At 45.0% G+C, this 21,444-nt stretch carries 21 protein-coding genes and 1 other RNA gene; 9 read left to right on the forward strand and 13 right to left on the reverse strand.

The window, feature by feature from the left end:
- Window positions 1-195: 195 nt before the first annotated feature.
- Both QVE09_RS08475 and QVE09_RS08480 read right to left on the reverse strand, forming a co-directional pair.
- The gene (locus QVE09_RS08475; protein ID WP_091032191.1) at window positions 196-438 is read right to left on the reverse strand and encodes a ferredoxin; all 243 of its coding nucleotides are present in this window, start codon (window positions 436-438) and stop codon (window positions 196-198) included.
- A 117-nt stretch (window positions 439-555) separates the two neighbouring features.
- A complete protein-coding gene (locus QVE09_RS08480) occupies window positions 556-1,857 on the reverse strand; it encodes a DNA polymerase IV (protein WP_221823544.1) in 1,302 nt (433 codons plus the stop codon).
- Between the two features lie 531 nt (window positions 1,858-2,388).
- Between QVE09_RS08480 and cimA the strand changes: the two genes are divergently transcribed.
- Window positions 2,389-4,008: a citramalate synthase gene (gene cimA / locus QVE09_RS08485; RefSeq protein ID WP_315936462.1), complete on the forward strand. Its 1,620-nt coding sequence runs from the start codon at window positions 2,389-2,391 to the stop codon at window positions 4,006-4,008.
- A gap of 121 nt (window positions 4,009-4,129) precedes the next feature.
- Here cimA and QVE09_RS08490 read toward each other — a convergent pair whose 3' ends face one another.
- Complete coding sequence (locus QVE09_RS08490) at window positions 4,130-4,681, reverse strand: TlpA family protein disulfide reductase (protein WP_315936463.1); 552 nt, start codon at window positions 4,679-4,681, stop codon at window positions 4,130-4,132.
- Window positions 4,682-4,908: 227 nt separating this feature from the next.
- Between QVE09_RS08490 and QVE09_RS08495 the strand changes: the two genes are divergently transcribed.
- Window positions 4,909-5,400 (forward strand): M67 family metallopeptidase, encoded by a 492-nt coding sequence (locus QVE09_RS08495; protein ID WP_315936464.1) that lies wholly within the window; start codon window positions 4,909-4,911, stop codon window positions 5,398-5,400.
- Here the strand turns inward: QVE09_RS08495 and QVE09_RS08500 are convergent.
- Genes QVE09_RS08500 through QVE09_RS08510 form a run of 3 tightly spaced genes read right to left on the reverse strand, consistent with a single transcriptional unit; the run spans window position 5,386 to window position 8,647 of the window.
- Window positions 5,386-6,123: an exonuclease domain-containing protein gene (locus tag QVE09_RS08500; RefSeq protein ID WP_091032202.1), complete on the reverse strand. Its 738-nt coding sequence runs from the start codon at window positions 6,121-6,123 to the stop codon at window positions 5,386-5,388. The two genes, QVE09_RS08495 and QVE09_RS08500, sit on opposite strands and share 15 nt — an antisense overlap.
- Window positions 6,120-7,205, reverse strand: a complete 1,086-nt coding sequence (locus QVE09_RS08505) for a DUF294 nucleotidyltransferase-like domain-containing protein (RefSeq protein ID WP_397387028.1) — start codon at window positions 7,203-7,205, stop codon at window positions 6,120-6,122. Before QVE09_RS08505 ends, QVE09_RS08500 begins: the two co-directional genes overlap by 4 nt.
- A 41-nt stretch (window positions 7,206-7,246) precedes the next feature.
- Entirely contained in the window at window positions 7,247-8,647 is a 1,401-nt protein-coding gene (locus QVE09_RS08510) for an ammonium transporter (protein ID WP_036609643.1), read from the reverse strand.
- 351 nt (window positions 8,648-8,998) lie between these two features.
- On the opposite strand from QVE09_RS08510, the gene QVE09_RS08515 reads away from it, so the two are divergent.
- Both QVE09_RS08515 and QVE09_RS08520 read left to right on the forward strand, forming a co-directional pair.
- Window positions 8,999-9,427: a MerR family transcriptional regulator gene (locus QVE09_RS08515; protein ID WP_017689377.1), complete on the forward strand. Its 429-nt coding sequence runs from the start codon at window positions 8,999-9,001 to the stop codon at window positions 9,425-9,427.
- A gap of 28 nt (window positions 9,428-9,455) precedes the next feature.
- Window positions 9,456-10,136, forward strand: coding sequence for a zinc metallopeptidase (locus QVE09_RS08520; protein WP_036609646.1), 681 nt, complete (start codon window positions 9,456-9,458; stop codon window positions 10,134-10,136).
- 43 nt (window positions 10,137-10,179) lie between these two features.
- Here QVE09_RS08520 and gltC read toward each other — a convergent pair whose 3' ends face one another.
- Window positions 10,180-11,091 carry a glutamate biosynthesis transcriptional regulator GltC gene (gene gltC, locus QVE09_RS08525; RefSeq protein ID WP_017689379.1) on the reverse strand — a complete coding sequence of 304 codons (912 nt, stop codon included), beginning with the start codon at window positions 11,089-11,091 and terminating at the stop codon, window positions 10,180-10,182.
- Window positions 11,092-11,160: 69 nt separating this feature from the next.
- Entirely contained in the window at window positions 11,161-11,787 is a 627-nt protein-coding gene (locus QVE09_RS08530) for a rhomboid family intramembrane serine protease (protein WP_315936466.1), read from the reverse strand.
- 148 nt (window positions 11,788-11,935) lie between these two features.
- Between QVE09_RS08530 and tpx the strand changes: the two genes are divergently transcribed.
- Entirely contained in the window at window positions 11,936-12,454 is a 519-nt protein-coding gene (gene tpx / locus QVE09_RS08535) for a thiol peroxidase (RefSeq protein WP_036609653.1), read from the forward strand.
- Window positions 12,455-12,526: 72 nt separating this feature from the next.
- On the opposite strand, the gene QVE09_RS08540 is transcribed toward tpx, so the two are convergent.
- From QVE09_RS08540 to cshA, 4 genes are all read right to left on the reverse strand, one after another.
- Window positions 12,527-12,919 (reverse strand): DUF1499 domain-containing protein, encoded by a 393-nt coding sequence (locus tag QVE09_RS08540; protein ID WP_315936467.1) that lies wholly within the window; start codon window positions 12,917-12,919, stop codon window positions 12,527-12,529.
- Window positions 12,920-13,101: 182 nt separating this feature from the next.
- Window positions 13,102-13,293, reverse strand: a non-coding RNA gene (ssrS, locus tag QVE09_RS08545) — 6S RNA.
- Between the two features lie 51 nt (window positions 13,294-13,344).
- A complete protein-coding gene (locus QVE09_RS08550) occupies window positions 13,345-14,157 on the reverse strand; it encodes a YesL family protein (RefSeq protein ID WP_315936468.1) in 813 nt (270 codons plus the stop codon).
- Between the two features lie 201 nt (window positions 14,158-14,358).
- Window positions 14,359-15,954 (reverse strand): degradosome RNA helicase CshA, encoded by a 1,596-nt coding sequence (cshA, locus tag QVE09_RS08555; RefSeq protein WP_315936469.1) that lies wholly within the window; start codon window positions 15,952-15,954, stop codon window positions 14,359-14,361.
- Between the two features lie 305 nt (window positions 15,955-16,259).
- On the opposite strand from cshA, the gene QVE09_RS08560 reads away from it, so the two are divergent.
- The 4 genes from QVE09_RS08560 to QVE09_RS08575 all read left to right on the forward strand — a co-directional run bounded on the left by QVE09_RS08560 (window position 16,260) and on the right by QVE09_RS08575 (window position 20,346).
- A complete protein-coding gene (locus QVE09_RS08560) occupies window positions 16,260-17,081 on the forward strand; it encodes a YitT family protein (protein ID WP_036609659.1) in 822 nt (273 codons plus the stop codon).
- Window positions 17,082-17,255: 174 nt separating this feature from the next.
- A complete protein-coding gene (locus tag QVE09_RS08565) occupies window positions 17,256-17,444 on the forward strand; it encodes a hypothetical protein (RefSeq protein WP_029880762.1) in 189 nt (62 codons plus the stop codon).
- 163 nt (window positions 17,445-17,607) lie between these two features.
- On the forward strand, window positions 17,608-18,789 hold the full coding sequence (locus QVE09_RS08570) for a putative glycoside hydrolase (protein ID WP_315936470.1): 1,182 nt from the start codon (window positions 17,608-17,610) through the stop codon (window positions 18,787-18,789).
- Window positions 18,790-18,993: 204 nt separating this feature from the next.
- A complete protein-coding gene (locus QVE09_RS08575; RefSeq protein ID WP_315936886.1) occupies window positions 18,994-20,346 on the forward strand; it encodes an MATE family efflux transporter in 1,353 nt (450 codons plus the stop codon).
- Between the two features lie 83 nt (window positions 20,347-20,429).
- Here the strand turns inward: QVE09_RS08575 and pfkA are convergent, their stop codons facing one another.
- Window positions 20,430-21,401 carry a 6-phosphofructokinase gene (gene pfkA, locus QVE09_RS08580; protein WP_315936471.1) on the reverse strand — a complete coding sequence of 324 codons (972 nt, stop codon included), beginning with the start codon at window positions 21,399-21,401 and terminating at the stop codon, window positions 20,430-20,432.
- Window positions 21,402-21,444: the final 43 nt, after the last annotated feature.

Here is a 21,444-nt window from a genome sequence, read left to right on the forward strand (position 1 = left end):
TTTGCGTATATCATTATATATCGGCATAACCAGGCGTTGAATCCATAGGACTTGAGTACCCGGTGGGAAAAAGGCATTTCGACAATGTTCGTACTTGATCCACAGATCAGATAATCACAGTTGAATGAAGACAAAAAAGCACCTTCCCTTGTCGTTAAGACAAAAGAAAGTGCTCTGTGTTCATGTGAGAAATAATTAGCCCTCTTTATTGAAAGGCTCGTCCGCTACTTTGATTGAATCTGTAGGGCAGCCGTCGCATGCATCCTGCATATCGTCAAACAAGTCGTCTGGAATAGCTTTAATACCATGGTTAGCATCGCCGTCAAAGATAACTTCTGCCAAACCTTCATCATCGTAATCGTAGATGTCTGGAGCCGTTGCTCCACAAGCGCCACATGCGATGCAAGTATCTTTTTCAACCCAAGTATATTTACTCATTTACATTCTCTCCTCCTAAAATTCGAAACGTACAGTGTTTTTATCTAGAAACATATTAAACCAAAGTAAGAATAATTACAAATCATTTTGCAACCACAAGTCTCTATTATCCCCTATTTAATCAAGACTTTGCAAGTTATCTTTTTGCAAGGAAGTCCCCCGCACTTTATGATTACGAAGCAGTACGGAAGGATCGTCCCCAAGCATGCCTGCAGTCACAACAGCATTCTCACCAAATTTATCACGTAACTGATCCATAATCCGAATCAGATTGTCCTTTTTGGGCTTCTGCTCATATTCGAACAAGTCCATCTGCACAGCGGATTCTTCTCTTGGAATCAGGTTTTGAAGTGTCACACCCAGCATGCGTACAGGCTTGCCACTACCCCAATGCTTCTCAAATAGTTTACAGGCTTCACGATAGATGACCGTTGCATCCTCCGTAGGAACTTCCATTAGACGTGATCGGGTGATTGTCTTCATATCCGGTGTGCGGATCGTAATCTGAATCCCCTGGCTGAACATTTCGTGCTTGCGCAATCTTCTGGCTACCTGGTCACTTATATTGAGGAACACCCGGTGAATCTCATTCATATCCGATACATCCGCCGGTAAAGTGGTTGTATGCCCAATGGATTTATTGGCCTCACGTTCCGCGTGAACTGCGGAATGGTTAATGCCATTCGCGGAATTTTTGAGCCATGTTCCATTAACTCCGAATAGTTCGGTCAACATGTTCTCATCCGACTTGGCCAATTGACCAATCGTTTCAATACCCAGTTTTTTCAGCTTTTCAGCCGTTTTTTTGCCAATGCCAAACATCTCGTTGCATGGTCTGTGCCAAAGAATCCGGGGTACGTCTCTCATGCGTAAAATGGAGATACCATTCGGTTTTTTCAGATCCGAAGCCATTTTTGCCAATAATTTGTTGGGTGCAATACCAATGGAACATGGCAGCCCCAATTCATCCTTGATTCTACGCTGAATACTCTCCGCAATCTCCATTGGATTCCCGAATTGCCTTGAACCTGTAATATCAAGATAACATTCATCAATGGATGTAGCCTCAAGTTGAGGCGTATAACTATACGCAATCTGCATGAAGGCTCTTGAATATTGACGATATAAATGAAAATCAGGACGAATCACAATGAGATCAGGGCACTTTTTCATGGCTTGGTGCACGACCATACCTGTTGAGATGCCTCGATTACGAGCGGCATATGAGCAGGTTACAATTACACCCTTTCGCAGTTCACTGCTGCCCGCAACGGCCGTTGCTTTTCCTCTATATAAATCTGGTTCCTCGGCTTCATGTACAGAGCAGTAGAAAGCATTCATATCGACATGCAGAATCACCCGTCCGGCTGCAGGGTAATATTGATCCACATTTGCTGGAGGATTGCCGTCTGAAGACATCATGAACCCCCGCCCTTTCTTGCACACTAATTAATGAAACGAATTTCTTTCTTCTATAGTATATCAAACCCGTTATGTTAATTCAGTCACGTGCATTTATTTTCTGCGAGATCTGATCAGAGACCGAATAATTAACCAGCCTACACTCACAAAAAATATCAAAGTGATCAGAGCAATAACCGTATTTTCCCATACAAAACTCAAAATCAACCCTCCTTTTCTTCCATATATTCCAATTAAAACTCAATAATAGATTATAACATACATCCGGATTATGATTAACATCCTTCTTTTTTCTCTAAAATCCGTTAATTGTTACATGAAACTGCGATTTCTATGTAGCATTTGGCTATAATGGTGCTATAATAATTAATTATACAAATTGACGACTTTAGGACAAATCAGCGCATGGAGTTTAACACAGTGTAGCGTTGCCGAATCGAAGGATTCGTCCACTAACTTACTTAACAGATTTTCCCAACTTACAATCCAAACTTTTAAACGAACGCTTTATCTCAAAGGAGGATCTTCATGTCAAAGGCCATTTCCATCTTCGATACGACTTTACGTGACGGCACACAAGGGGAGGGTGTCAGCTTATCGGCAGACGACAAACTCAAAATTGCCAAGAAGCTTGATGACCTGGGTGTCCATTATATTGAAGGCGGAATTCCCGGCAGCAATACCAAGGACATTGAGTTTTTCAAAAGAGTCAAGGAATTAAACCTGAACGCAAAGGTTGTTGCTTTTGGCAGTACACGCCGTAAAGGCAGCGTCGCTAGTGAAGACGCCAACCTGAAGCGTATGATCGAATCCGGTGCTCAGGCTGCAACCTTGGTCGGTAAATCATGGGACTTCCATGTGCATACCGCTTTGCAGACTACATTGGAAGAAAATTTGTCCATGATCTATGATTCCATCGCCTATCTGAAACAGAATGGTATGGAAGTGATCTTTGATGCAGAACACTTCTTTGACGGATTCAAACATAACCCGGAGTATGCTCAAGCGGTCTTGACCAAAGCTCACGAAGCTGGAGCGGACTGGCTCGTTATGTGTGATACCAACGGCGGGACGATGCCAAACGAGGTGCACGAGATCGTATCCACACTGCATAGAAGCCTGCCTCACGCCCAGCTCGGCATCCATACACATAATGATTGTGAACTGGCTGTGGCCAACACACTCAGCGCTGTACAAGCCGGAGCCCGTCAGGTGCAAGGAACGATGAACGGTTATGGAGAGCGTTGCGGTAACGCCAATCTCGCATCCATTATCCCGAACCTGCAACTGAAACTTGGTTATGAATGTGTTACTGAAGATTCCATGAGACAACTTACAAACGTGGCTCGTTATGTTAGCGAGATTGCCAATGTGAATATGCCGATTAATCAGCCTTATGTTGGCAATGCTGCTTTTGCTCACAAAGGTGGAATTCACGTCTCTGCCATCCTGCGGGATTCACGTACCTATGAACACATCGTGCCTGAACTGGTTGGTAACAAACAACGTGTGCTGGTCTCTGAACTTGCCGGACAAAGTAACATTGTATCCAAAGCACAGGAACTGGGGCTTGAGTTCGATCCAAGCAGTGCCAATTCACGTCAGATTATCGAGAAGATCAAAGACCTGGAACATCAGGGTTACCAGTTCGAAGGCGCAGATGCTTCGCTTGAATTGTTAATTCGTGAAGCGAACGGTGACATGAAAGAATTGTTCACGTTTGAATCATTCAAAATGCTTGTGGAGAAAACAGCGGGCAAATCCGTTGTTTCTGAAGCTTTTGTCAAACTTAATGTAGCTGGAACAAGTGTCTATACGGCTGCTGAAGGTAACGGTCCGGTTAACGCACTCGATAACGCTCTTCGGAAAGCACTGGTGCAATACTTCCCTTCACTTGCCAATATGCACCTCTCGGACTACAAAGTACGTGTACTGGATGAGAAAGATGCCACAGCTGCCAAGGTTCGTGTATTGATCGAATCCAAAAATACGGAGAACACATGGAACACTGTTGGTGTATCCGAGAACGTAATTGAAGCAAGTTGGGAAGCTCTCGTGCACAGTTTCCGCTATGCGTTGCTTCAGGAAAAATTGCAGGATGAACCGGGCATACTCCCTATTCCTGCTCACGGGTTAAGTAACCACTAAAGTGTATGTTCAAAAAAGCGTTTTTTTTGGGATAACCTCTTAAAGCTTATTTCCCGGAAAATAAAAAGAAGCCTCTGTACCCATGATTCATGGATACAAAGGCTTCTTTCTTTGCAGAAAATTAATTCGCAATTAACTCTTTAATCTTACGTTCCAACTCTTTCTCGGGCAATATGCCCAGAACAATCTCCTGGATAACTCCTCTGGAGTCAATCAGAACATTTGTCGGAAAAGCCACCCCATTGTATTGAGCATACACTGTTCCCTTCTCGTCCAAGGGAATAGGGAACGTCAGTTGGTAATCATCCACAAAAGCTTTGGCATCTTTGAGTTTATCGTATGATGTTACATTAACCCCATACATGTCAAGCTTATCCTTGTATTTCGCAGCCATTCTATTCAGCTCTGGCGCTTCCTGCTTACACGGCTCACACCAGGATGCCCAGAAACTGACGAACGTGGCCTTATCTTTGGCACCACCTACACTGTACGTCCTCCCATCCATTGCTGTCAGAGAAAAAGCAGGCGCCAGAAGCCCCGCACGTGGTCCCGTCTCTGTAGGCATAGGTTCTTCCTGCTTAAAGACGGCTGCAATGCCGTCACCCGCATTCTGGGCCAGTGCAATACCAACCAGCAAGACAACACCAAAGAGTATGTATATGTTTCGTTTCATAACCAGCCACCCTTTTATATAATTAGCATATTTGAAACTGAAACCGTAATTTCTGCACATGCTAAATGTTTATCACGCTCTATCACAGTTCACCAGAACATGATTGCCAAATGTTCTCTTTATTATTGTACCCTTTTCCTTTAAAATTTTACAATCCGCATTACAGAAAATAAAATGAAAAAGGACTCCTGCCTAAGCAGGAGCCAAAGAGAGAGGGGTGAATACAAATGGCAGCACTTCACGGGCAGCAAAACGTCTTCTACATCCCTTCTTCCGTAGAGCAAGAGATGTCAAAGCACATGTTCATTTCGCTGCCGCAAGAAGCCTGCGGGGTTATGCTGGGTGAAACCGCAGCGGGCGGTATACGAATCAGTCGGTTTCAGCCCATTCGTAACGTAGCACCTGACCCGCTGCACCATTTTACTCTGGATGATGCCGAATGGATTCGGTGTGTATTCTCCGAGCCTAAGCTCATTGGTATCTTCCATTCTCATCCGCAGACCAGGCCTGTTCCTTCCTTAGAGGACTTGCAAGCTCTTCCGGCCTTCGCCGGTATGCTTCAGATGTACCTCATCGGCTCACCCGACCTAACAAGTGGGATGCAATCTCATATGCATCTGAACGGTTATCAGATTGTATCCTCGAAGGAATTGCAGGATCAGGCACACCACGTTGTGCCTTCATACAATCTGCTTCCCGTCCCATTACGCGTGACTTAGCTGGGTATACAAATCACCCAAGGTCTCCACATTTTTACGCATCATGTCCTCCAAATAACAGGACCATAACTGTGCAGTCATTTTCGAATCTTCTAGTGCATGGTGACGCCCATAGATCGGAATCCCTCTGGATTCCAGCAATTCATCCAGACCATACCCCGGCCTGCTTGGTTCAAGCCAACGGGCCAACATCATCGTATCGATTAAACGATGCGTCAGTCTTACTTTTGAAGTCCGCCACAGAGCAGCATTCAGAAAGGCTCGGTCGTGCGCACTGGCGTGTGCAATCAGAACATTTCCGCCTACAAAAGACATGAAATCATGCAGTCCCTCAAGCAAAGTTGGTGCGTCCAGCGTCATCTCCTGTGTAATACCTGTAAGTTCAGTAATATGTTCCGGAACCGCAGTCTTGGACTGCACAACCGTATAGAACTGCTCTCCTTCCAGCACCACACCACCATGTATACGGACCGCACCAAATGAGATAATCTCATCCCCATGCTGGGGAGAAAAACCCGTCGTTTCCAGATCAAATACAACTGCGTCCAGCTCATTTAGAGGCGTATGCAGAACCTCAGGTCTGCGCTGTTCTCTCATCATCGAACGGATAAACGCCATGTGTTGCGCCGTAGGGGCTCCCATAATGGAAGCGATGGCGGAAGGAACCCCTCCCTGACGCAGCGAATTCCAGAATCCTGTATTGCCCCTTGCCGGCTCTCTCATGGACGTCTCCTTTCTGCAAAACGCAACTGTCTTTGCAAAGCACGATGTACTCGCCTTACCAACCCGAGCGTATCCCTGAGCTCATAATGAATCTGTTTTTGTTTCATCTGTTTCTCATCCAGGAACCCACTGCTATGTTGCAAGTCCCCTTGGAGGACAACCGGTGTACTTCGTCGAAATTTCAAAGCAGCTAAAAAGGCCCGCTGGCATGCATCCAGTAATGTAAATGGAACAGCTTCAAGTGAAGTAAGTCTCTCCATTCTTTTTAACGTAGATGACTCCTTGATCCCATGTTGCAAAGCCAAATAACGGGCACTGTTCACCAGCGGAATGTACAAACCATACTTAACATCAAATCCACCTGCATGTTCACCAAATCGTTCTGTGACCACACGTCCAAGTACATTTAATGTAGCTTTATGTTTAACCGTATTGCGAAGAACTGCATCCGAAAGTTCAGGAACCAGTCTGAACTGTTCATAAAAACTCGTGATCCATTCCTCTGCCAGACTTTGCTCACCTGCAACAAAACGCATGTCTGAAGCAATAATCAGATTACGAACGGGCTCCCAATTCAGATCCAAGCTCCAATCTGCTAATTGTTGTTTCCATGACGCCAGTGTTTTTCTCCACAGCGGCTCTGAACACATGACTTTGCCTTCGCACTTGGCGTAACCAAGCCCTTCCAACATATCTGTCATTCGCTGTCCGAGGTCGGCAAAATACGCCTCTTTACCTTCGTATGGGGTATCACTAATGATCATGCCATTATCCTGATCACTCCATAACGTTGCTTCTTCCCTGCCCGAACTGCCAAATACGATAAAGGCATAGGGGACGGGAGGTTGGCCGTAGCCTTCCTCAACCATCCCCTGAATGCATAACTCTACTGCTTTCCGTGCAATCCGGTCATGCAGTTCATTTACCGTTTGGTACCACTCGATCGGCGACAAGGAAGCGGACAACAATTCCTGGAGTTCGTTCTGTAATATCACACGTGCCTGGCGCAGTTCTTGAGAAGACACCGCACCATCGATTCCCTGATAAGACCAGGAATAGTTTGTATACGAGATGGGTTCCATCATGTCCAGCCTCCTTGAAGCATGATTCAGCATCATTCACCTCAGGAGCTGAACGTACCACCATTGGATTTAGAATCTACATTTTTCATTTGTTCAGGGTATCCGTAAGTACCGTGCTCACTGATATCCAGACCCATTGTTTCTTCTTCTTCAGTAACACGGATGCCCATGATCGCTTTCATTCCGCCCAGAATAATGAAGGACATTACGAGTACGAAGGCAAAAGCACCTGCCAGACCTAGAAGTTGTACGCCCAATTGGTGGAATCCACCGCCATAGAACAGACCCGCCTGACCTACACCAGCATTCTCGGCAAGTTCAGGAGTAGCAAACAAACCTGTGGAGATCGCACCCCACATACCAGCAATACCATGTACGGAGAAAGCGTAGATTGGATCGTCAATTCCTTTACGATCGAAGTATTGTGCTGTGAAGAATGTGATGATACCCGCCAAAGCACCGATAACCAGCGCTGCCCAAGGTTCAACAAATGCACATGCTCCTGTAATCGCAACGAGTGCCGCAAGCACACCGTTTAACATGCTAGGAATATCAGACTTACCAAGTACTGCCCATGAGATCAACAGTGCAGCCACACCACCGGCTGCAGCAGCTACGTTAGTAGTTAATGCAACATAACCGAAGAACCCATCTCCCATGGCAGATAATGTACTACCTGGGTTGAATCCGAACCAACCAATCCAGAGGATAATAACACCGAGTACAGAATACACTTGGTTGTGACCTGGAATGATGTTAGGTTTGCCGTCTTTGTTATATTTACCAATACGTGGTTTCAACAAGATGGTAGCTACCAATGCTGCAGTCGCACCAGTCAAGTGAACAACCGTCGATCCTGCAAAGTCTTGCATACCCAGCTCAGCCAACCAGCCGCCGCCCCATACCCAGTGAGCAACAACCGGATACATGATAATGGTATACAGTGTACCGAAAACAATATATACGCTCATCTTTGCACGTTCAGCCATACCACCGCAGGCAATGGCCAGAGATACCGCCGCAAAGGCAAGGTGGAATACGAATTTAATAGTCAGTGGAACATCGGAGAAAGCCAGTGATTCGAAGGAAGCAGCCATCTTGTCACCACTCAGGAAGAATCCTGTTGTTCCAAAGAAGCTGTTACCATTACCGAAACCCAGACCGAAGCCCAAAGCCCAGAAGGCAATTACCGAAATTCCCAATGTCAGGATGGTTTTACCCGCAATGTGTCCTGCATTCTTCATTCGTGTTGAACCCGCTTCGAGTAAAGCAAATCCCCCTTGCATCAAGAACACCAGTACGACAGCCAGAAACGTAAAGGCTGAGTTCAAACCACTTTGAAGTTCAATGTTAGTCGGACCCTCCGCAGCCGCAAATGCGCTGACCGGAAAAGCGAACAAAGTAAGCATTACTAACATGGAAACCAACCATTTCTTTCTCATATACCCCACTCCCTCTTATGTTAAGTTTCTTCACATAACGTGAAACTCTTAATGTCATTATAAGCAGAAGAGAGGAAAGTTGACAAGAGTATTTTCATCAAAACTGAAAATTATTTCTGGGAATAAAGTCATACGTCTTTTTCTTGCACTCAAGTACATAATCACATTCTATGAGCACATAGATATAGAAATGCAGTATGCTGATTGCCAAAGCATAACGTTTGACTGTACGGTTAAAGATCATGTATCATACTTATTAGTAAGAAAATTGGGCGTAGTCTAGAAATTCACAAGTGGAAACTACAATTCCCTACATTTGAACTTGCAAGCGAGGTGAATATCATTGGGGATATGAAACTTTTTCGGATTGGCGAACTTGCCAAGACCGCTGGTGTTAGTGAACGGACGATTGATTATTACACAAAGCTTGGACTGATCGCTCCCGAAGAACGTACACAAAAAAATTATCGTCTCTATAGTAATGAAACTTTAACGAGGCTTGAACGTATTGTACAGATGAAACAAGAGAAGTATAGTCTCGACGAGATTAAGCAATCTCTTGAGAAGTGGCGTCTGGTTAGTACAGAAGAACAAGTTGCCAGCAAATTGACAACGTTAGAGCTTCATGTACAACAACTTGAGCGAGAGGTTAACGAACTCAAACCGCTACTTGGAGAGATGAAACCTGTACAAGCACGCAAAATGATGGCAGGACTTCTCACCAAAAGTGCCGGTACAATGGAGGCACTTAAAATCTTGCTTGAGAACACCATGATGTAGCTTATTTTTAGAAAGCGGAGGAATGAATATGAGTTTTAATAACGGTATGTTCGTATTGATCATTATCGCCTTTTTGCTCTCTTTATGGGCGCAATTTCGCGTTAAAGGTACGTTTAGACGTTGGTCGGAAGTACCGAACCAGAACGGAATGACTGGCTATGATGCCGCTCGCCAGATGCTTGATGCTAACGGCCTGCATGATGTTCCAATTGAACCTGTACGCGGCACGCTCTCTGATCACTATGATCCGATCAATCGGGTTGTACGTTTATCAGAACCAGTATATTATGAAAACTCAATCTCAGCTGTTTCGGTAGCGTGTCACGAAGTTGGCCACGCCATTCAGCATAAAGAAAGTTATCCGATGCTGGCACTGCGTCACCGGATCTTCCCAATTGTGAACTTTGCATCCGGATTAGCTCCATTCCTGTTAATTGCAGGATTCATCTTCAATGCCATGAACCTTGTAGGTATCGGTATCATCTTCTTCTCCGTAACTGTAGCATTCCAACTCATCACTTTACCGGTTGAGTTCAATGCAAGTAATCGCGCTAGAGAGATTATGGTATCCGAAGGGTACATCCGTAATGAAGAAGAAAAAGGTGTTGCAAAAGTTCTGAACGCCGCAGCTTTAACTTACGTCGCTGCAGCGCTGATCTCACTGCTTGAGTTGATTCGTTACATCGGAATCTTCAATAGCCGTGATTAATTGGATACCTAATACAACAAAAACAAAAAACAATACCCCACCGTTAATCGGATGGGGTATTGTTTTGTTGTAAACCGAAATAATCAAGCAAGAATGAACGAAAGGATTGAGCAACCAGCGGCAGTTTATCATGCGCACGATGAATTAACCCTATAGTTCGCGTTACTTTGGGATGGGAGATAGCCACATGTGCCGGCTGCAACGGGTTCGTCTGGAATAATGCCATTTCAGGCAATAGACTTACCCCCATGCCCGCAGCGACCAATCCACGAATGGTGTCGGTCTCTTCCCCTTCAAAAGCGATCTTAGGTGTAAAACCAGCTTCCAGACAGGCATGCCACACAATAGGACGAAGAGAATAACCTTTGCTGAACAATACGAACTTATCATCCTTAAGCTGTTCAAGCGCGATTGTGTCTTCACCAGCTAACGGATGATTCGGAGGAAGGATGGCATGTAACTCTTCCGTGAGTACAATATCACCATCTACTTGATCATGCTTCTCGGGAAAAGGAGAAATGAATGCCAAGTCTACCTCTCCGGATAACACATCACGAATCAGTGTAGGGAACATCCCCTGCTTGAATCTGAATTTCACGTTGGGGTAGCGCTGACGGAAAGCAGCCACAACGGAAGGAATGAGATGAATCCCCAGGCTATGCGGAAATCCAATTCGAATCTCTCCATGCTCCGGGTCCAGAAACTCATGAACTTCCCCGACTGCCTTGTCCAAATCTTTCAAAATGCCTTCAATTCGTTTGCAAAAAAGCTGTCCCACTGCAGTCAACTGCAGGTTTCGTCCCTTTTGCATAAAAAGGTCCACGCCCAGTTCTTCTTCCAGCTGATGAATCTGACGACTCACCGCCGACTGTGCCACATGCAACTCTTCAGCAGCCTGTGTTACATGTTCCTTCTGTGCCACTTTCAAAAAGTAATGCAACTGTCTTAATTCCACTCGCCTGATCGCTCCAATCTGTTATACCCTACTTATCCTTGATTGCATTCCATCTTGAGAACGTTCTGACTACCGCTTTAAGCTGCGGGGTTTCCACAATCTGATCAACAGTCCGTAAATAAAGAATCCACCCAACAATCCTCCGAGGTGTGCCATCCAATTGATGCCCGACATGGCGAAGGAGAATATGATCCCGAACAAAAGCAACGTGTACATCGTTTTGCGCGAAGCCTCGTCCATCATCGTTCGCTGGAACAGCGCTACATACAGGAATGCACCATAGACGGCATAGATCGCTCCTGAAGCACCTACCGAGATGGTAATACTCCCAATCGAGTTGTACCATGCAACAGCAAGAATATTACCCAATAAGCCGCCCCCCAAGTACAATACACCATACCTTACCGACCCGAGCAACCGTTCCATCGGAGGTGCAAATACGATTAACGCAAAGCTGTTAAACAATAAATGACTGAAGCCTGCATGCAGGAAGATGGATGTGATGTAACGCCACCATTCATGTGCGAACAGTTCATGATTCGTAAGTGCCCCAAATTTCAGCAGCACCATATTGTTCGTTGAGCCACCGTTCACCGTTAACACAATAAACATCACAACATTGGCAATTAAAAAAATCGACGTCAAAGGGAAATACTTCAAATAACCTTTCCAGTTCTCATAGCGAATAAATATCATAAATTTCTTCTTTCACTCCACCCTGTTCAGATCGGACTTACATCTCTGATCCATCGTAATGGTACATGTCCGAATTGGACAATGCCTTTCATAAAAGATTATAATGGATTTTGGCACGGATCACCAATTTATAAGGAGGAACATTATTATGACACAAGAACGTACAGGCGCAGCCACATTTAAAGGCAACCCTATTACATTGATCGGACCCGAACTGAAAGTGGGCGATCAAGCACCTGATTTTACACTGAGCAAAAACCTGGTTGAAGATGCATCCTTGAAAGACTTCGCAGGCAAAATCAAATTAATCAGCGTTGTTCCTTCCCTGGATACTGGCGTATGCGATGCGCAAACTCGTCGTTTCAACGTTGAAGCTGGAGAACTCGGAGACAATGTTGTTGTCTTGACAGTAAGCGTTGACCTTCCGTTCGCTCAAGCCCGTTGGTGTGGAGCAGCTGGTGTTGACCGCGTAGTTACATTGTCAGACTACAAAACACGTTCTTTTGGTGAAGACTACGGCGTTCTGATCAAAGAATTCCAACTCGACATGCGCTCCATTTTTGTTTTGGATGCCGAAGACCGGATTACATATGTGGAGTATTTGCCTGAAATGACAGACTCCCCTAACTTCGAACAAGCGATCGCTGCTGTAAAAGCTTTGCTGTAGAAGTTACCACACGTTCAAAACAAAAGCGAGGAAGGTTAACCTTCACTCGCTTTTTGTTATTTATCATCTATTTCAATCATTCGCTTTATACTTGCTTAGCTTCTTATCCAGTACAGAGAATAAGTTCATAATCGTGCGATAATTGGAACCCAAGTCTCCAAGTGAACCACGTGAAGCTGAATACATATCCACCGCACTACGAACAGGACTTACCGAGATAATGGAAACTGTAATATCCATCGTCCGTCCAAAGGTAGTCCGCTTCTCCAGAATAACTTCTCCAACAGAAGGCACTTCATGCAGCACTCTATAACCCGGAATCTTTTTGAGTGTCGAAGAGACCTCTTCCCAGGCTCTGTCTTTGGATAAGTTATAATACCGTGTTTTTAATTTGGGATCCTTGGCTCGATCGCTGGTCCCCTCCATGCTGCGGATGATACCGACGAGCGTTCTCTTTAAGGTCAAGACCCTTCCTCCTTTGAATGTAACCGTTCCATTTATGTATCTTAGTGTAACATTGTTCAAGTAGTAACAAAAGGGTAAGCATCATATTTATCATAAAACTGATCAAAACCATTCATCACAACTTAAAAACACCCTGAAATTCCTTCAGAAGAGGAAAAGTCAGGGTGTTGTACATGAAAATTTAGGAACCCGCCTATGCCGTCCGGCTACATTGTCTTATGAACCTGCTTGGCAGGTGGGTGACCGCAAAAATGCTTTTTGAAGTCCCCATGTCGTATAGACAGGGCTTTTCAGCAACATTCTGTGTTGATCTCCCGAAGACATCATCATTGGTTCAAAACAACGAATAACCGAAACGTACATCGCAGGATGTACAATTATTATATCCCTAACTGTGTAAAAAGTAAATGGCGATCCATCATGTTTTATTTTTGCAATGTAATGTTTTTGTCGTCTGATGTCTCAGATGTTTCACCATTCTCTGCTGATTGTTCAGCCAACGCAGCAGCTTCCTCTTCTTCCTTCTTCAACTGCATCTTCTCCATCTGCTCCTGCATCTTGTTGAAGGTTGCATAGAAGTTAAAGAACGCGAACCAAGCAATGATGCTGATAATGAAGAAAACGAACAAGACCGGATAACGGAAACCGATGTAGAACAACAATCCGCTTCCCAGCAATGTGGAAAATACACGGAATGGTCTGATCAGCGTAAGCAATACCGCGTTTTTGATAATGAGTCCGATGGACATATGATAGTGTACAACCATCGAGAAAAAGTTAAAGAGTGATACAAATAACAAGAGAAGCAGCACAAGCATAATAATTCCCACGAGCTGCATATTGCGGAACTGCGTCATGTACACTGTATAATCCAGATACATAATCGCGAACAGCAGTGTGTAAAAAATGCCCCCAATTAAACTTTGCTTATAGTTTTCCTTGTAACCAACAAAGAAAGTACGGAAGATCGGTACATCCGTATCGCCCATATTCCATTTACGAACAACCGTAAACAGCGCCGAAGTCGCCGGGAACAGTGTAAGCGGTGCCACAATAGCTATAGCCCAGTTCATTTGCAATGATTCGTTTGCGAGGTTCTGCTGCATCACGAGCAGTTTCATAATCAAGAAAAACAAGAACGGAGACGAACAAATAGCCCACAACAGATTGGTTGCGGCCAGTCTCGTAATCCACTCTGTAAGCCGGTAGATCCCACCCATAGCTCCTTTAAATTCCAAACATTTCTCCTCCTCTGCAGCCTTGCGTATTACCTGAAGTCTAATATTAATATACCTTATTATAGATAGGAAAAGCCAGTACTTCCCGAAAAGAGATCGTCATTATCCTTAACTAGCGCTTCTGGCAGTAAAGATACAGTAATTTTGAAAATAAAAAAATGGAGCAGTTGCCCGCTCCATTTATCAGATCATACGTTTATATTACTCGAAAGAAGAATCTTTCGCTGGACGACGTCCTTCGTTACTGCTTGGACGCGGTTTGCGGTCACGGTTGTAACCACCTTCTCTGCTTCCACCGCCAGTGCTGCTGCCGCTGTTACGATCACGGTTGTAACCGCCACGTCCGCTGCCACTGCTGTTGCGATCTCGGTTGTAACCACCACCACTGCCGCCGCTACCACTTGTGCGGTTACCGCTGTAACCCGATGGTTTACGTCCGCCAGAGCGAACATCCGGTTTACGACGTTTCGCACGAATTGGATCTTCAGGAGTCAGATCAACTTGAGCATCTTTCTTATCACCTGTCAGGAGCTTCAGTGCAGCCGACAACAGTTGAACAGAATCATATTGCTCAAGCATTTGAATCGCAATACCTTTGTATTCGTTCAGTTCGCCTGATTGTACGATTTCCAGCAAGCGCTCTGCTGTCAAACGTTGTTTACCTTCAACCGCTTCTGCCATTGTTGGCAGTGGTTTACGTGGAATACGGTGACGTGTTACACGCTCGATGAAGTGCAAGTGATCAATCTCACGCGGTGTAACGAAGGACCAAGCAGCACCCTCTTTACCCGCACGACCTGTACGACCGATACGGTGAACATAGCTCTCCGGATCTTGCGGAAGGTCAAAGTTAACAACGTGAGTTACGCCAGATACGTCGAGACCACGTGCAGCCACGTCTGTTGCAACGAGTACGTCAATGCTGCCGTCACGGAACTTACGCATTACCGCATCACGTTGATTCTGGGACAAGTCACCATGAAGACCGTCTGCAGAATATCCACGTTTTTGCAAAGCTTCAGCCAATTCGTCAACACGACGTTTTGTACGTCCGAATACGATCGCCAGTTCAGGAGATTCCATATCCAGCAAACGGCTCAATGCTTCGAATTTTTGACGCTCAGGTACTTCGATATAGGATTGGTCAATCAATGGTGCACTAACATGTTTCGGAATCACAGAAATGTGTTCAGGATTGTTCAAGAATTGTTGAGCCAATTTTTGAATGTTAGGAGGCATTGTTGCTGAGAACAGCATGGTTTGGCGCTCGTCTGGAACTTGTTTCAGGATGGATTGGATATCCTCCATGAAACCCATGTCGAGCATTTCATCTGCTTCATCCAGTACAACAGTTTGTACATCATCTAGTTTGATTGTTTTGCGGTTGATGTGGTCAAGGAGACGTCCAGGTGTACCAATGATGATCTGTGGTTTTCTTTTCAGTGCACGGATTTGACGCACGATATCTTGTCCGCCGTAGATTGGCAGGGAGCGCAGACCTTTGAAGCGAGTGAGTTTTTCGATCTCTTCAGCAACTTGAATTGCAAGTTCACGTGTAGGTGCCATAATAAGGGCGCGGATTTTCTCGTCACTTTTTGTGATTTTGCTGATCAACGGAATACCGAATGCAGCTGTTTTACCCGTACCTGTTTGAGCTTGACCAATCAAATCTCTGCCTTCGAGTGCCAAAGGAATCGCTTTGGATTGGATCGGTGTTGCTTCTTCAAACCCGAGCTCAGTGATGGCTTGCAGCACCAGTGGTTCAAGATTGAAATCTGTAAAGTTTAAATTTGTCAAAATTATTCATGCTCCTTTTATATGGTGGACATGGTGGACAATCCACTTTGTTGTCTGTATTCTTAAGTAGCGTTAATATTTATAGGGTATCCCAACGGGACGGATTATTTTCACTAACGAATATAATTCCATGAATGGGCCCCCAACATAAGACTAAAACTACATACATGTGTTTGAAACATTTCAAAATTTTATTGCTCCATTTAGGAAAAGTTTCCTACTCAAGAATATCCACAAATTATTATATCACAAAACAATTCAAGATTACCAGCAATCTGGTTTTAAATATAAATGAGGTGATTAAATTGCCCAAAATAATTTGGCACTCTTTAGTGATCATTTTGGGGGCCGCAGCTATTGCCTGCGGCTTTAACTGGTTTTTGGTCCCCCATCAGCTTTTAAGCGGCGGGGTGTCCGGTATTTCAATGCTTCTGGGTTATTTTACAACGTTGAATCTTAGTATAATGTATTTTGTTCTTAACATTCCCCTGCTTATTGCAGGTTGGTTTATTCTTGGACGACGCTTCATTACATTAAGTATTCTTTCGGTAGCAGCCACTTCCTGGTTCATTGCGCTTCTGCCTGTTTTTGCTGTGGCTACAGACCCTTTACTTAGTTCTGTATTTGGCGGTGTGCTTATTGGAATGGGCACTGGCGTTTCCTTCCGAGTTGGCGGCTCCACAGGAGGACTCGACATTGTTGGGTCCATTTTCACGCGTAAACGAGACTTTCCGATTGGTACAGTGATGGCCGGTATGAACGGTACGATCATTATGCTTGCAGGATACCTGAGTGACAATTGGAATACAGCCTTGGCCTCGATGGTATCCATCTACATTACAGGCAAAGTGCTTGATCTGATCCATATCAGTCACGTCAAAGTAACACTGTACATTATTACAAACGAAACCGAAGCCATGTTAAAAAAATTACTTGTTCGGCCTCGTGGAGTTACCAAAATTAAGACTCAGGGAGCATACACGGATATTGAGAAGGACATGCTCATGACCGTTACCACCCGCTACGAGTTGGTTGAAATTAAACGTATTATCAAGGATACAGATCCAAACGCTTTTGTTAACATTGTGGAAACGGTTGGTGTTATGGGTTCATTTCGCAGAAGTTAAGACACCTGTACGGTTAACAATTCACAACATTGTGGTATAATAACGGTGTACGGCTCCTAAATATGTTGTATAGCAGGTTCAACCCTTCAATTTCACAGGCCATATGCTTTCCCGAATTGCACCGAATGACTTACCATTTTGGAATTCGAGTAGGAAAGGGTGATTATTGTGGATATGGAAACGGTAAAACTGTTTGAAATTGTCAACAGATGGTGCCCGGAAATGCTCCCTTTCTTGAAACCGAATGAACTCGACTCACTGATTGTCCTCCGGGATGGGCTGGGCATCCTGGAACAGGGAGACGCAATGGAAATCATTCAGTACAGTATTTGTGAGCATCAAAATGAGATTTACATTCAATAATTTTTTTCAGATTGATCACGCCGCTTCTTGCAGGGGATTTCCTCAGCAGGAAGCGGTTTTCATTTTTTCCATGTGTTTCATTACTTGATTAATATGGTTAAAAGCCCAGAGGCTTTAATGTATAATTCATACATGGAATGCACACATAAGGGAGTGGAAATGAATGAACATGTTTTGGGCTTTACTGGCTATGGCCTTCGGAAGCTTTGGGAGTGCCCCCGTAGTGGCGGACCAGGGAAATCCTCAATTCCAATCGTTAACCAACAGTTTTAACACCGCAATTATCCAATCTCAAAAAGATCAGGTTGTTATTGATGCCGATAACCCACCTGCCAAAATTGATCCTCAACCTGACGCCCCAGTAGTCAAAGGGATTTATGTAACGGCTTATAGCGCTGGGGGCGCACGTATGAAAGAATTGCTGGAACTGACAGACAATACCGAACTGAATGCCATGGTCATTGATATCAAAGACGATCTCGGATACATAACTTATCCCACAGAAAACAAAGCGCTACAGAAAATGGGCAAATCCCAACCTTTTATCCGGGATATCGATGCTTTGATGAAACGATTGCAAAAACATGAGGTCTACCCGATCGCACGTGTCGTTGTATTCAAAGATACGATTCTTGCCAAGAAAAATCCGGAGCTCTCCTTCCGCAACAAGGATGGATCAGTATGGGCGAATGGCAAAGGCGACAGTTTCGTGAATCCGTACAGCAAGGAAGTATGGGATTATAATATTGAGATTGCAAAGGAAGCTGCCAAGCTTGGATTCAAAGAGATTCAATTTGACTACGTTCGTTTCCCGGAAGGTTTCGAAACTCGAGCCGATGTACTGAAATATACCAAATCTGACAAGTCACGAGTGGATGTTGTGGCTGAATTCGTGCAATATGCACGCAAGGAGTTGGCACCGCTAGGTGTTCGGGTATCGGTTGATATTTTCGGTTATGCCGCTTCTGTACCTGCGGCTGAAGGCATCGGACAGGATTTTGTTAAAATATCCGAAAATGTGGACGTAATCTCACCTATGGTATACCCTAGTCACTATTCAACTGGCTGGTATGGGGTCAAGGACCCTGACAAAGATCCTTATACAACCATCAAGGGTTCAATGGAAGATACGCATAAGAAACTGGACCCCACGAAGGAACTCAAACCCGTCATTCGTCCGTGGATCCAGGACTTCACAGCAAGCTGGCTGGGCAGTGGGCATTATGTCAAGTATGGCAAGAAACAAGTGGAAGATCAGATTAGAGCGATGAAGGACATGGATGTGCATGAATATCTACTCTGGAATGCGTCCAACCGTTATACATCAGGTGTACAATATAAGTAATCCGCACTCTTTCATACTTCTCATTTCATCCAACCTCGTTCTGCTTGAAGCAGAGCGAGGTTTTTTGATGTTTCTTTTTCTCGGTGTACCCCTCCTCTGCTTCTGTCCCTATTCAAAACGGACAAAATCCTCTACAATGAATAGCTGTCCATATATGACACTCGGATGACATCTCTTTAGAATAGCGAGGCACTGCCAGTGAACATGAACACAACAAGTTTTTCCCAAAAAGTGAAGCAATTCCTGATTATATTTTTGCCCATTTTCACCACTCAAATTGCCCTCTCTGCCATGTCGTTCTTCGACACGAATATGTCAGGCAAGTTTTCCCCGGCCGACCTTGCAGGAGTTGCGATCGGCACAAGTCTGTGGATGCCAGTTCAAACTGGACTAAGCGGGATTCTAATTGGCATAACACCCGTCGTATCCCATCTGTTAGGTTCCAAACGAAATGATCAGATCGGGTATAACGTCATTCAGGCGTTGTATCTCGGGATTGCAGTCAGTCTCGTCGTTATCGGAGCCGGGGCATTGTTACTTGGCCCTATACTGAACGGGATGCCTTTGGAGCCAAGAGTTGCCCAGGTTGCCTTCTATTTTCTGTGTGCACTCGCTTTTGGCATTATCCCGCTCTTCGGATATACCGTGCTGCGCAGCTTCATGGATGCACTAGGCCAGACCCGAACTACAATGTTCATTACATTGGTCTCCCTGCCCGTTAATATCTTGCTGAATTATCTGCTGATTTTTGGCCGCTGGGGCTTTCCACAATTGGGTGGCGTTGGTGCGGGAGTCGCTACAGCTTGTACATACTGGCTCATCTTTCTCATTAGTCTCTTTTTTGTCCATCGGGTTGAACCTTTCGCCCAATACGGCATTTTCCGTCAATGGACCCGTATATCATTATCCAAATGGAAAGAGTTACTCAAGATTGGAGTGCCCATCGGATTCGCAACTTTTTTCGAAACGTCCATCTTTGCTGCTGTAACTTTAATGATGAGCCGTTTTGACACCACAACGATCGCCGCCCATCAGGCGGCTCTGAACTTCGCTTCTACGCTCTACATGCTGCCTGTGAGCATATGTATGGCTCTTACAATCCTTGTGGGCTTTGAAGCAGGTGCAGGGCGTCTGAGAGATGCCAAACAATATAGTCTGCTCGGAATTGGTGGAGCCATCGGACTCTCACTGCTGACAGCCATCGTATTGATTGTGTTTGGCGAACAGATCGCTGGTGTGTATTCGAACGATCGAGAGGTTATTGCACTTACGCAGCATTTCCTCATCTACGCCATTTTCTTTCAGATCTCGGATGCAATTGCTACACCAACCCAGGGAGCATTACGTGGCTACAAAGATGTTAATCCGGCACTAATCATTACATTTGTAGCTTATTGGATTATTGGCTTGCCTGTAGGTTATCTAACTGCTACGTATACTTCACTCGGTGCCTTTGGATACTGGATCGGACTCATTGCCGGCCTTGCTGTAGGAGCAACAGCGCTTCTATGGAGGCTCTTCCTGGTACAAAAGCAAGCCGCACTGCGCAAGGCGTAACATCGATATGCGCACTGATGAAAACAAAAAAAAGAGCACAATCCTCGTTCATGCAGGATTGTGCTCTTTTTTTATGGATCGAATTATTGGGACAAACGTTGTGCAAGCTCGTAAGTCTCCATATCGAAATCTTTTTTCGTGTTAACCACTTTATCAATATCCGTCAGGGTAAGTTCACCCTTGATAATGCCACAACCTTTGTCTGTCTCGCCTGCAATCAGACTGCGAACAGCGAAGTCGCCCAGACGGCTTGCCAGGTTACGGTCGAAAGGTGTTGGCGTACCCCCACGCTGAATGTGACCCAGAACGGTTACACGTGGCTCATACGTTGGGCAACGTTCCATCAGTTCTTTTGCTACATCCTCACCCTTGCCTACGCCTTCTGCAACGATGATAATACTGTGACGTTTGCCATGTGCAAAGTTAGCTTTCATCCGATCTGCTACTTCGTCCATGTCAAACGGAACTTCGGGTACAAGAATCGTTTCAGCACCCGAAGCAAGTCCGGCATGCAGAGCGATATCCCCACAGTGACGACCCATAACTTCAACGATGGAAGAACGTTCGTGTGAAGACATCGTATCACGCAATTTGTTTACTGCATCAACCACTATGCTTACAGCTGTATCGAATCCGATGGTATAATCGGTGAATGAAACATCATTATCAATCGTTCCTGGAAGACCCATGGTGTTAATGCCCAGCTTGCTCAGTTTGTTTGCTCCGTTGTAGGAACCATCCCCACCGATAACAACCAGACCGTCAATGCCACGCGCACGCAGAATGTCCGCACCTTTTTGCTGACCTTCAGCGGTATAGAACTCCTTGCAACGTGCCGATTGAAGAACCGTTCCCCCACGTTGGATGATATCCCCTACACTCCGCAAATCCATTGGGAAAATGTCATTATTCAAAAGACCCTGGTATCCACGTTGAACTCCAAATACTTCGAGACCGTGAAACAGTCCGCTGCGAACAACCGCACGAACAGCCGCGTTCATCCCCTGTGAATCACCACCGCTCGTTAATACTGCGATTTTCTTTACTGCTGTCATGATGTTTCTTCCTCCTCTAGTTTCACTTCAGGCTCCGCAATAT

This window comes from Paenibacillus sp. ClWae2A (genome assembly GCF_032452295.1).
Taxonomy (GTDB): domain Bacteria; phylum Bacillota; class Bacilli; order Paenibacillales; family Paenibacillaceae; genus Paenibacillus.